This window comes from Sphingomonas sp. Leaf198, assembly GCF_001424005.1.
Classification (GTDB): domain Bacteria; phylum Pseudomonadota; class Alphaproteobacteria; order Sphingomonadales; family Sphingomonadaceae; genus Sphingomonas.
In genome coordinates this window covers 701,182-712,891 of record NZ_LMPX01000002.1, presented here as the reverse complement: position 1 = coordinate 712,891, position 11,710 = coordinate 701,182, and the positions used below count along the sequence as shown (strand labels likewise).

10 protein-coding genes are annotated in these 11,710 nt (G+C 67.0%); 6 read left to right on the top strand and 4 right to left on the bottom strand.

Annotation, left to right across the window (positions count from 1 at the left end):
• Positions 1-10 precede the first annotated feature (10 nt).
• From mutY to nudC, 3 genes are read left to right on the top strand one after another with little or no spacing between them, the layout of a single operon-like run.
• The gene (mutY, locus tag ASG20_RS10305; protein WP_056051656.1) at positions 11-1,060 is read left to right on the top strand and encodes an A/G-specific adenine glycosylase; all 1,050 of its coding nucleotides are present in this window, start codon (positions 11-13) and stop codon (positions 1,058-1,060) included.
• Positions 1,057-2,409: a serine hydrolase domain-containing protein gene (locus ASG20_RS10300; protein ID WP_056051655.1), complete on the top strand. Its 1,353-nt coding sequence runs from the start codon at positions 1,057-1,059 to the stop codon at positions 2,407-2,409. Before mutY ends, ASG20_RS10300 begins: the two co-directional genes overlap by 4 nt.
• 5 nt (positions 2,410-2,414) lie before the next feature.
• Positions 2,415-3,293 (top strand): NAD(+) diphosphatase, encoded by an 879-nt coding sequence (gene nudC / locus ASG20_RS10295; protein WP_056053023.1) that lies wholly within the window; start codon positions 2,415-2,417, stop codon positions 3,291-3,293.
• 155 nt (positions 3,294-3,448) lie between these two features.
• On the opposite strand, the gene ASG20_RS10290 is transcribed toward nudC, so the two are convergent.
• Positions 3,449-4,447 carry an LLM class flavin-dependent oxidoreductase gene (locus tag ASG20_RS10290; RefSeq protein WP_056051654.1) on the bottom strand — a complete coding sequence of 333 codons (999 nt, stop codon included), beginning with the start codon at positions 4,445-4,447 and terminating at the stop codon, positions 3,449-3,451.
• Between the two features lie 156 nt (positions 4,448-4,603).
• Positions 4,604-6,931 carry a S8 family peptidase gene (locus ASG20_RS10285; RefSeq protein WP_082470883.1) on the bottom strand — a complete coding sequence of 776 codons (2,328 nt, stop codon included), beginning with the start codon at positions 6,929-6,931 and terminating at the stop codon, positions 4,604-4,606.
• 135 nt (positions 6,932-7,066) lie between these two features.
• Here ASG20_RS10285 and ASG20_RS10280 point away from each other — a divergent pair, with 135 nt between their 5' ends.
• From ASG20_RS10280 to glpX, 3 genes are all read left to right on the top strand, one after another.
• Positions 7,067-7,744, top strand: a complete 678-nt coding sequence (locus ASG20_RS10280; protein ID WP_056051651.1) for a pyrimidine 5'-nucleotidase — start codon at positions 7,067-7,069, stop codon at positions 7,742-7,744.
• Complete coding sequence (gene dapD / locus ASG20_RS10275) at positions 7,741-8,559, top strand: 2,3,4,5-tetrahydropyridine-2,6-dicarboxylate N-succinyltransferase (protein ID WP_056051649.1); 819 nt, start codon at positions 7,741-7,743, stop codon at positions 8,557-8,559. Before ASG20_RS10280 ends, dapD begins: the two co-directional genes overlap by 4 nt.
• 61 nt (positions 8,560-8,620) lie before the next feature.
• A complete protein-coding gene (gene glpX, locus ASG20_RS10270) occupies positions 8,621-9,592 on the top strand; it encodes a class II fructose-bisphosphatase (RefSeq protein WP_056051647.1) in 972 nt (323 codons plus the stop codon).
• Between the two features lie 247 nt (positions 9,593-9,839).
• Here glpX and ASG20_RS10265 read toward each other — a convergent pair whose 3' ends face one another.
• Both ASG20_RS10265 and ASG20_RS10260 read right to left on the bottom strand, forming a co-directional pair.
• The gene (locus tag ASG20_RS10265; RefSeq protein WP_056051645.1) at positions 9,840-10,616 is read right to left on the bottom strand and encodes an ABC transporter permease; all 777 of its coding nucleotides are present in this window, start codon (positions 10,614-10,616) and stop codon (positions 9,840-9,842) included.
• Entirely contained in the window at positions 10,613-11,542 is a 930-nt protein-coding gene (locus ASG20_RS10260) for an ABC transporter ATP-binding protein (protein WP_056051642.1), read from the bottom strand. The genes ASG20_RS10265 and ASG20_RS10260 overlap by 4 nt, the downstream gene beginning before the upstream one ends.
• Between the last annotated feature and the right edge of the window lie 168 nt (positions 11,543-11,710).

Sequence of the window (11,710 nt, the reverse complement as noted above, 5' to 3'; positions counted from 1 at the left end):
TAGGCGACGCGTGAACGCCAAGCGCTCTTCGGTCTCCGGGGCCCTGCTCGACTGGTATGACGCGCATCGTCGCGACCTGCCGTGGCGCGCGAAGCCGGGCGAGGCGGTCGATCCGTACCGGGTGTGGTTGTCCGAGGTGATGTTGCAGCAGACGACGGTGGCCGCGGTGACGCCGCGGTTCCTCGCGTGGACGAGGCGGTGGCCGGATTTCGCGAGTCTGGCAGCTGCGGACGACGCCGATGTGATGGCGGCTTGGGCTGGGCTTGGGTATTATGCTCGGGCGCGCAATCTCGTGAAGGCGGCGAAAGCCGTGGTCGCGGAGCATGGCGGGGAATTTCCGCGGACGGAGGTGGAGCTGCGCGCTTTGCCTGGGCTCGGCGCTTATACAGCGGCGGCGGTGGCGGCGATCGCGTTCGGCGAGCGGGCGGTGGTTGTAGACGCGAATGTCGAGCGGGTGGTCGCGCGGCTGTTCGCGATTCAGACGCCCTTGCCGACTGCGCGACCGGCGATTCGGGTGGCGGCGGATTCGATCACGCCGGATGCTCGGGCGGGTGATTTCGCGCAGGCGATGATGGATCTGGGGTCGGGGATCTGCACGACGCGCGCGCCGAAGTGCCTGCTGTGTCCGATCCGCGCGTTTTGCGAAGGTTTTGCGCAGGGCGCGCCCGAGCGGTTGCCGGTGAAGGCGAAGAAGGCGGCCAAGCCTCAGCGGTACGGGACGATATTCTGGCTGGAGCGCGACGGGCAGGTGTTGCTGGTGCGGCGGCCGGACAAGGGTCTGCTCGGCGGGATGCGCGCGTTTCCGACCGGGCCTTGGGGTAATGTTGCGCCCGGTTTCGAGGATGCACCGGCGCAGGCGGATTGGCGGATGCTGGACGCAACCGTCGCACACGGATTTACGCATTTCGATCTGCAACTGACGCTTGCGGTGGCGACGGTCGAGGCGCATCAACCGCTCGTTCCAACGGCAAGCGAATGGTGGCCGATCGACAAGCTGGATACCGCCGGCCTCCCGACCGTTTTCGCCAAGGCCGGCAAGACCATACGGAGAGCTGCATGAAACTGATGCACTGGATTTCGACTGGCGGACTTGCCGCATTGGCTGCCGCCACGGCCTATGCCCAGCAGGCGCAACCGCGTCCGCAAATGAGACCGCAGGCTCGGCCGACGCCGCGGATGACGATCCCGGTCAATGCGCTTTTGCCTGCCACGTCCGCGTTGTTCGACAGCTATGTCGCGCAGAACAAGATGCCGGGGATCGTCGGTGCGTTCGGGGCTGGTGATGGTCCGACGCTGTTTCCGTCGGCGGGCAAGATCAGCGACGACCCCAATGCTCCGGCGGCAGGCCCCGATTCGCTGTGGCGCGTCTATTCGATGTCCAAGCCGATCACCGGCATGTCGGCGATGATGCTGGTCGAGGACGGCAAGCTCAACCTCGACGATCCGGTCAGCAAATATATCCCGGCGTTCAAGGACATGAAGGTCGCGACCAGCCCCGACACGTCGCTCGCCACGCGCCCGGCGACGCGGCCGATCACGATCCGCAACCTGCTGACGCATACCGCCGGGCTCGGCTACACGATCGTTACCAAGGGGCCGCTGCTCAAGGAATACGAGCGGCTCGGGATCCTGCCGCTGTCGGTCAGCGCGGCGATGGAAACCAAGATGCGGCCCGTCCGGCCGAAATCGCTCGAGGAGTTCGCCAACCGCGTCGCGACGCTGCCGCTGATCGCGGACCCCGGCACCAAGTGGAGCTATTCGATCGGGCTCGACGTGATGGGCCGCGTGATCGAGGTCGCCAGCGGCATGAGCTTCGAGCGGTTCGTGCAGACGCGGCTGTTCGATCCGCTCAAGATGAAGTCGAGCTTCTGGCAGGTGCCACAGAGTGAGGTTGGGCGGCTCGCGACCAACTATGCGTTCGTCGGTGACACGCGGACGCCGCTCGATCCGGCTGCGACGTCGGTGTTCCTGCAGAAGCCGAGCTTTCCGTATGGCGGTGCCGGCCTCGTGATGTCGGCGCGCGATTACGATCGGTTCCTGCACATGATCCAGGACGGCGGCATGCTCGACGGCGTCCGCGTGATGAAGCCCGAGACGATCGCGCTGGCGACGTCGAACCTGTTGCCGGCGGGCGTCGTGTTCGGCGGAGTTGGCGGCGGTACCGGGGGGACGCAGGGGAGCAACATGGGCTTCGGCGCGGGCGGTTCCGTGGTCCTCGCGGATACGCCGAACGGGCCGGGCAAGGGCACCTATGCCTGGGGTGGTGCGGCGGGCACGATCGCATGGGTCGATCCGTCGAAGCATTCGCGCGGCAACGTGATGGTCAACTATTTCCCGGCGGACCGGATACCACTCCGCCAGCAGGTGGTCGCGGCGCTGCTCCAGGATGCGGCGAGGTTGCGCCGATGAGCGTGATGGAGGCACCTGGATTTACCGGCGGGACGCTCGATCGGTCGGATGCACTCCGGCATGACCCGGAGGGGCTGGCGGCGGCGCAGCGCGACTGGCGTGCTCGGTTGCTGGTGCTCGACGGGCTGCTGCCCGGCACGACCGACGACGGACATCTCGCCTGGACGTCGATGGCGGATATGCCGGACGATGCCGAGCCGATCCTGCTCGGGCTCGACGAAAGTGGTCGGCCGCATTTCGCGGCGCTGCTGAACGGGATGCGTGTCGACAACGCGCCGGCGATGCGCTCGCCGGCGCTGATGGCGGTGCTGGCCGCGCTCGCGCCCGGTGAGGCGGCGACGTACGCTGGCGCGCGCAGTGTGATCGACTGGCATGTGCGTCATAGCTTCTGCGCGAAGTGCGGATCGCCGACCGAGGTGTTCCGCGCCGGGTGGGCGCGGAAGTGCCCGAACTGCGGGACCGAGCATTTCCCGCGGGTCGATCCGGTGGTCATCATGATCGCCGAGCATGACGGGCGTGCGCTGCTCGGACGCGGCAAGGGGTGGCCGCCGGGGCGGTATTCCGCGCTGGCCGGTTTCGTCGAGCCGGCCGAGTCGATCGAGGAGGCGGTTGCGCGCGAGATCCTTGAGGAGTCGGGCGTTCGGGTGGGCAAGGTGCGGTACGTCGCGAGCCAGCCCTGGCCGTTTCCGTCTTCGCTGATGATGGCATGCGTCGCGGAGGCGGAGGACGATGCGATCACGCTCGATGTAAACGAGCTCGAGGATGCGATGTGGGTACCGCGCGAGATGGTGCGTGCGGTGTTACGCGGGGAGGAGGGGCCGTTCGTGGCGCCGCCGCCTTATGCGATTGCGTATACGCTGTTGAAGGAATGGGCGGGGGAGTAGGTCGCGACCCTCCCGCGTGCACCACCCCGGCGGAGGCCGGGGTTCAATTAGGAGAGGTCGCAGTAACGACGTGCTGCCCTCCGTTACCACCATCCCCCAATTGGGCCCCGGCCTTCGCCGGGGTGGTGTCTTAAGCGGGAACGGTGGCAGCCGACTTACGCAGCGATCTTCAGTTCCTGCATCACGTCCGCCGTGATCGACAAACTCCGCTTGCGGGCCTCGTGGTCGTAGATCGCGCTGGTCACCATGACCTCGTCGACGCCGGTCCGCTCGACGAATGCCGCGATGCCGCGCGCGACCTTGGCCGGGCTGCCGACTGCCGAGCATTGCAGCACGTGGTCGAGGATCTGGTTGCCCTGCGCGCCGAGCGACTCGCGGTAGCCGGCGAGGGGCGGCTTCATCTGGCCGGGGTTGCCGGTGCGCAACGCCACGAACGACTGTTGCTGCGAGGTGGCGAGCAGTTCGGCTTCCGCGTCGGTCTCGGCCGCAAACACGTTGAAGCCAGCCATGACGTGCGGCTTCGATAGGCGTGCCGACGGGCGGAAGTCGCGGCGGTAGATCGCGAGCGCGGCATCGAGCGCATCGGGCGCGAAGTGCGAGGCGAACGCGTAGGGCAGGCCGAGTGCCGCCGCCAACTGAGCGCCGAACGTGCTGGAGCCTAGGATCCACATCTCGACGTCCGAGCCTGCGCCCGGAGTCGCGACGATGCCGGTCTGGCCGTCGTTGGCGAAGTAGCTCTGGAGCTCCATGACATCCTGCGGGAACGCGTTGGCGTCGGTTTCCAGTGTGCGGCGCATCGCGCGCGCGACGCGCTGGTCCGAACCGGGTGCGCGGCCGAGGCCGAGATCGATGCGGCCGGGGAACAGCGCGTCGAGCGTGCCGAACTGCTCGGCGATCGTCAGCGGCGCATGGTTGGGGAGCATGATGCCGCCCGAGCCGACGCGGATGGTCTTCGTGGCGGCGGCGATGTGCGCGATCACGACGGCGGTTGCGGCGGACGCGATGCCGGTCATGCCGTGATGTTCGGCGACCCAGTAGCGCTGGAACCCGACGCTCTCGGCGTGCCGCGCGAGGTCGGCCGCGTTGGCGAGCGATTGGGAGACGGTGCCGCCTTCGATGACGGGGACCAGATCGAGCAGGGAATAGCGTGTCATGCGGCAGAGATAGGTACCGAGCGGTAGCTTATCCAGCCCCGCCGGTCTGTTACGTCCGTCATCCTGACGAAAGTCAGGACCCAGAGCCAGATAGGGCAGCGCTTGAAACTCTGGGTCCCGACTTTCGTCAGGATGACGGATTGGGGGGCGGGGGGATCAGAAGCCCAGGCTGTAGCGCATCGCCATGCCGTAGTCGTTCGGGAGCGCCGCGAAGTTGCCGGGGTCGCGGCGGAAGAACAGGTTGGTGTCGAGGCCGCCACCAAACGCGGGCACGCCGTAGCGCATTTCGACATCGAGCTCGCGGCCTTGCGGGGCGAGGTTGAGGCGTTGCGTGGTCCAGTCGGTGACGGTGTTGCTGGCGTAGTCGAAATAGGTCGGGAGCCCGAGGTCGATCCCGCCGCGCGCCACACGCAACGGTTGCGCGACGCGGAGGCCGAGCGTGTCGTGGCCGAACACGCCGTCCTTGCCGATGTCGGCCGCGAAGGCGTTGGTGCGGACGAGACCGTCGCCGCTGAGACCGCCGCGGACGGCCGCGCGGGTCCAGCCCTGGCGCATCGATCCGCCGATGCTCCAGCCGCTCCCCGCATCGAACCGCGCCTTGGTATCCACGAACCACGTTGCCGCGCGGGTCGCGCCGAGCGCCGCGTCGAAGCGCGCGCCGAGGACGGTGTCGCGCTCGTCCATGCGGGTGGCGGCGACCATCGTCGAGAGCGCGCCGAAGCGGCGGTCGACGGTCAGCGAGGCGCGGTTGTAGCCCGAGCGCTGCCAGCGGTCGCGCAGGCGGAAGTCGCCGTCGCGCTGCGTCAGGACATCGCCATTTTCGATTCCGGCGGTGAAGCCGAACCCGCCGAAGCTCTGCCGCATCGCGCTCGAGGCTTTCGTGTTGTTATCGAAGCCAAGGCCGCCGGTGTTGGCGATCAGGAAGGCGGGTTCGGACTGGCCGGAGAGCTGTGCGCTGAGCGCGCCCGAGCCTTGCGCGAAGCCGAACCCGAACGACAATGTGCTGCCGAGCTTCTGCGTCACCATTCCGGCGATCGCGCGCGCGCTGGTCGCGTCGGCGGTGGAGAGCGAAGTGCGATCGAGCGCGACGTCGCCGTTGGCGCGCGGCGCGAGCGTCATCGATACGGTCATCCCCCCTTGCGCCAGCGCCACGGTGCGAAATCGCGACTGGAGTGCGCCGCCGAGCGAGCGGTCGGGGCTGCGACGCGCGATCGTCTTGGCGAGGTCGATCGCGAACGCGCGGCTATAGCCGTCGAGGATGACCGCGCCGAGTTCACCCTGCGCGGCGTCGCCCATCGGCGCGGACAAGCTGGCGTTGCCGGTCGTCGAGACGACCGCCTTCGATCCCGCGATCGACGTCGCGCCGAGCGGCTGGAACGCGCGCGTCAGGTCGAGCACGCCATTGCCGTAGACCGCGTCGACTCCGGGGGCGCCGACATCGCGCGCGCTGCGAAACAGGATGTCGACGATCTGTGCGCCGGTGAGGTTGGGGAAGGCCTGTGCCAGCAACGCGACCGCGCCGGAAATCTGCGGCGCGGCAAACGATGTGCCCGACCACAGATAGGCGGTATCGGTCGCGTCGGGCGCACGGACGCTTTCGCCGACCGCGGTTAAGAAGTGCGCGGCGCCGGTCCCCGCGCGGTCGCTGAAGGTGGATATTCCGTCGCTTGCGCCGACCGAGCCGGCAATGATCACCTGGTTGCGGCCCTGCGCTTCGCCTGCGACGTTGGTGAACGGGTCGGGATTGACCGAACCGTCATTGCCCGCCGCGATCACGACGACCAGCCCGGCGGCAGTCGCGCGGCCGATCGCATCCTTCAGGCTTTGCGGCATCTCGGAGCCGCCGAGCGAGATGTTGACGACCTTCGCACCGGCCGTACGGGCCGCATCGAGCCCGCGGGTGATCGCGTCGGTGCCGAACTTGCAGCCCGAATCCTCGTCGTCCTTGCTCGCGGTGGCGCAAGTCCCGGGGCGGTCGGCGCGGAGGACGATCAGCGTCGCGTCGAACGCCACGCCGTGCGAGCCCGCGCCATTCCTCCGGCCCGCCAGCGTGAAGGCGACCGCAGTGCCGTGGCCGCCTTCGTCGTCGATCGAGCTATTGCCGGCGACGTCCTGCGAAGCCGACGAGATTCGGGTGCCGAATTCCTGACTTTGCAGGTCGATACCGCTGTCGATCACGCCGACTCCGATCCCCCTGCCGGTCGCGCCGACATTGTACGCGGCCAGCGCGTTCATCGAGACCGCGCCGACGGTCGCACGATATTCGCTGGTGTCGTTGCTGGACGGGGTCGGGGTCGGGGTCGGCGCGGGAGTCGGAGCAGGGGTGGGCGCTGGTGTCGGAAGCGGTGTCGGCGTCGGGGTGGAAACCGTGGGAGGGGCGGGCGTGCTGTTGACGCCACCACCGCCGCCGCCTCCACAGGCGGCGAGCAGCAGGCCACTTGCCACCGCCGCCGTTCTCAGCAGCCCCGCCTTCGTGCCGCGCATTCATCCGCCCTTTTGTGATTTTCCGTAACATACTGGAATGCAAAGCCTTACGCGATCGTAAACATCGGCCATAAAGGTCGGCAGTGTCGCACCCCGCTTGTCGCCGCGCGCGGCGGTCCGTAGAGGTTCCGGCCGATGCTTGCCCGCCTTGACCCCCGCCTCGACCATGTCCGCAACTGGATCTTCGATCTCGACAACACGCTGTACCCGGCGAGCGCGGACCTGTTCGCGCAGGTTGACGCGCGGATGACCGGGTTCATCCAGGACCTGCTCGGGCTCGAGCATGACGAGGCGCGGCGCGTGCAGAAGGGGTATTTCCACAATCACGGCACGACGCTGTCGGGGTTGATGGCCGAGCATCACGTCGATCCGCACGCGTTCCTGGCGCATGTCCACGACATCGAGATGGACGTGTTGGAGCACGACGCGCCGCTGGTCGCCGCGATCGCCAAGCTGCCGGGGCGGAAACTCGTCTTTACCAATGGCGACAAGCCGTATGCGCTCAAGATCCTCGACCGGCTCGGGCTCGGCGAGAGCTTCGAGGCGATCCACGACATCCACGCGATGAACCTGATGCCGAAGCCGCATGCTTCTGCCTATGCAGGGTTCTGCGCGGCGTTCGACATCGATCCGCGGGAGTCGCTGTTCGCCGACGACATGGCGCGCAATTTGACGCCGGCCAAGGCGATCGGGATGACGACCGTCTGGATCGACAACGGCTCCGAGCAGTCGCCCGACGCAGCGCGCGATCACATCGATTTTACCGTGCCGGTGCTTGCGCCATGGCTCGAAACCATCCTGGAGACATCATGACCTTGCAGACCATCATCGACGCCGCCTGGGACGACCGCGCGAACCTTGGCCTGGATACCAAGGGCGAAGTACGCGACGCCGTCGAGTCCGCGCTGGCTATGCTGGACGCGGGGACCGCGCGCGTTGCCGAGCCGACCGCTGATGGCTGGCAGGTCAACCAGTGGCTGAAGAAGGCCGTGCTGCTCTCGTTCCGGCTCAACGACAACGTCGTGATCGACGGCGGTTCGGCGGGATCCCCGGGGTTCGACAAGGTGCCGTCGAAGTTCTCGAGCTGGGGTGAAGCCGAGTTTCGATCGGCTGGCATCCGCGTCGTTCCTGGCGCGGTCGCTCGCCGCGGCAGCTTCATCGCCAAGGGCGCGATCCTGATGCCGAGCTTCGTCAACATCGGCGCCTATGTCGGCGAGGGGACGATGGTCGACGCCTGGGCGACGGTCGGGTCGTGCGCGCAGATCGGCAAGAACGTGCACTTGTCGGGCGGCGCCGGCATCGGCGGCGTGCTCGAGCCGTTGCAGGCCGACCCCGTCATCATCGGCGATGGCGCCTTCATCGGCGCGCGCGCGGAAGTCGCCGAGGGCGTCCGCGTCGGCGAGGGCGCGGTGCTGTCGATGGGCGTGTATTTGGGCGCCTCGACCAAGATCATCGATCGCGCGACCGGCGAAGTGTTCAAGGGCGAAGTGCCGCCCTATTCCGTCGTCGTGCCGGGCTCGATCGGCGGTGGAGACGGCAAGCCGTCCTTGTATTGCGCCGTGATCGTCAAACGGGTCGACGCGCAAACGCGGTCTAAGACCTCGATCAACGACCTGCTGAGGGACTGACCGGGTCGACAACCGGATGGCCGCTGCCTATCCGGGACGAAACATACCGAGGAGAAATATTTTGACCGCTGCCGCCAGCCAGGTTCTCGACCGCGTTCTCGTCCTCGAAATGGTCCGAGTGACCGAAGCAGCGGCGATCGCCGCGTCCACGCTCGTCGGTCGTGGCGACGAGAAGGCGGCGGATGCGGCCGCGGTCGAGGCGATGCGCGAGGCGCTCAACTCGCTGTATATGGACGGCACGGTCGTGATCGGCGAGGGCGAGCGCGACGAGGCCCCGATGCTGTTCATCGGCGAGAAGGTCGGCTCGGCGATCGGCAAGGGCCCGAAGATCGACATCGCGCTCGATCCCCTGGAAGGCACGACGATCTGCGCGACCGCGGGGCCGAACAGCCTCGCCGTGCTGGCGATCGCCGAAGAGGGCGGGCTGCTCAACGCGCCCGACGTCTACATGGACAAGATCGCGGTCGGGCCGGGCTATCCGGAGGGCATCATCGATCTCGACAAGACGCCGACCGAGAACATCAACGCCGTCGCCGCCGCCAAGGGCGTGCCGGCGCGCGACCTGATCGTGTGCGTGCTCGATCGTCCGCGTCACGAGGCGCTGATCGCCGAGCTGCGGCAGGTCGGCTGCGGGATCATGCTGATCGGGGACGGCGACGTTGCCGGCGTGATCGCGACGTCCGATCCCGAGACCACGGTCGACGTGTACATGGGCTCCGGCGGCGCGCCTGAGGGCGTGCTGGCGTGCGCGGCGCTGCGCTGCGTCGGCGGACAGTTCAAGGGCCGGTTGCTGTTCCGCAACGACGACGAGCGTGGACGCGCTGCGAAGTGGGGGATCACCGATCTCGACAAGCAGTACGACCTGTCCGAGCTGGCGAAGGGCGACTGCATCTTTGCGGCGACCGGGGTTACCGATGGCTCGTTGCTGGCTGGCGTGAAGCGGAAGAAGGGCAAGATGACCACCGAGAGCGTGGTGATGCGCGCGTCTTCGGGGACGGTGCGCTGGGTCAAGGGCGAGCATCGCACGGCTTGATCTTCCAATACCACCCCGGCGAAGGCCGGGGCCCAATTGGGAAGTTCGGAGTAACGAAGCGCGGTGCTCAGTTACCGTCGTTCCCCAATTGGGCCCCGGCCTTCGCCGGGGTGGGATACTTGTTTAGGGCGGTGAACCAACCTCCCATGTTTCCCCGCGAAGGCGGGGACCCAGACTGGGCTCCCGCCTTCGCGGGAGAACAAGGGCGACTGAACTTACACTACCGACTTGGTCGTCGTTAGCGCGATCAGTTCTTCATCCGCCAGCCGGTCTTGAAGATCCACGCGATCGCGATCAGGCATACCGCGAGGAAGCCCGCCGTCACCGCGAGGCTGACCCCGACCGCAACGTCGCCGACGCCGAAGAAGCTCCAGCGGAAGCCGCTCACCAGATAGACAACCGGGTTGAACAGGCTGAACGTGCGCCAGGGCTGGGGCAGCATGTCGATCGAATAGAACGCGCCACCGAGGAACGTCAGCGGCGTGATCAGCAGCGCGGGGACGAAGTTCAGCTGCTCGAAGCCGTTCGCCCAGACGCCGATGATGAACCCGAACAGGCTGAACGCGACTGCGGTCAGGATCAGGAACGCGATCATCGCGAACGGGTGTTCGATCCGCAGCGGCACGAAGAACGAGGCGGTCGCGAGGATGATCAGCCCGAGGATTACCGACTTGGTGGTCGCCGCGCCGACATAGCCGATCACCATCTCCATCGCCGAGACGGGCGCCGACAACAGCTCGTAGATGGTGCCGGTGAACTTCGGGAAGTAGATGCCGATCGACGCGTTCGAGATGCTCTGCGTGAGCAGCGAAAGCATGATCAGGCCGGGGACGATGAAGCTGCCGTAACCGACGCCGCCGACCTGCTGCATCCGGCTGCCGATCGCGCCGCCGAAGACGATGAAATACAGCGAGGTGGTGAGGACGGGGGTGACGAGGCTCTGCCACAGGGTGCGCAGCGCGCGCGCCATTTCGAAGCGGTAGATCGCCCAAATGCCGTGGGTATTGATCAGCGAGGGGGTCATGCGCGTTCTCCGACGAGATCGACGAAGATGTCTTCGAGGCTCGATTTGCTGGTTTCGAGGTCCTTGAAGCCGATGCCGAGTTCGCTGAGTTTGCGCAGCAACGACGGGATGCCGGTGTGGTCGGCCTGTGCGTCGAATACGTAGCGCAGGCGCTTGCCGTCGTCGTCTAGCGACACATCCCAGTCGGCGAGGTCGGTGGGGATCGTCATCATCGGGTCCTGGAGGGCGATGTCGAGTTCGCGCTTGCCGAGCTTCTTCATCAGCGACGCCTTGTCGTCGACCAGCAGCAGCTTGCCCTTGTTGATGACGCCGACGCGGTCGGCCATTTCCTCGGCTTCCTCGATGTAGTGCGTCGTCAGGATGATCGTCGTGCCGCCTTCGCGCAGGCGGTGGACGAGCTTCCACATGTCCCGGCGGAGTGCGACATCGACGCCTGCGGTGGGCTCGTCGAGGAACAGGATTTCGGGTTCGTGCGCGAGCGCCTTCGCGATCAGCACGCGGCGCTTCATCCCGCCGGAAAGTTCGCGGATCTTCGCGTCGCGCTTGTCCCAGAGCGAGAGGTCTCGGAGCACCTGTTCGATGTACGCGCTGTGGCCTGAGCGGCCGAACAGGCGGCGGCTGAAGGTGACGGTGGCGAGCACCGTCTCGAACATGTCGACGTTGAGTTCCTGCGGCACCAAGCCGATGCGACTGCGCGCCTGCTTATAGTCGCGGATCGCGTCGTAGCCGGCGACCTTGATCGTGCCGGCGGACGGCGTGACGATGCCGCAGATGATGCTGATGAGCGTCGTCTTGCCCGCGCCGTTGGGGCCGAGGAGCGCGAAGATCTCGCCTTTCTGGATGTCTAGGTCGACGGGGTGGAGGGCGGTGGTGCCGCTCTTGTAGGTCTTGGTGACGCCCGCGATGGACAGGATCGGTTCGGTCATTGGCACCCCTTTTTGTGAGGGGAAGATGGGGGTGGGGAGGGGGTAATGATAGGGGCGGCCAAACCCATTCCCGTCAGCCACCCCGTCATGCCGGGCTTGTTCCGGCATCCACCCTTCCGCGTATCAGCGGCCTGAGAGTTTGCGGGACGGTGGCCCCCGGAACCAGTC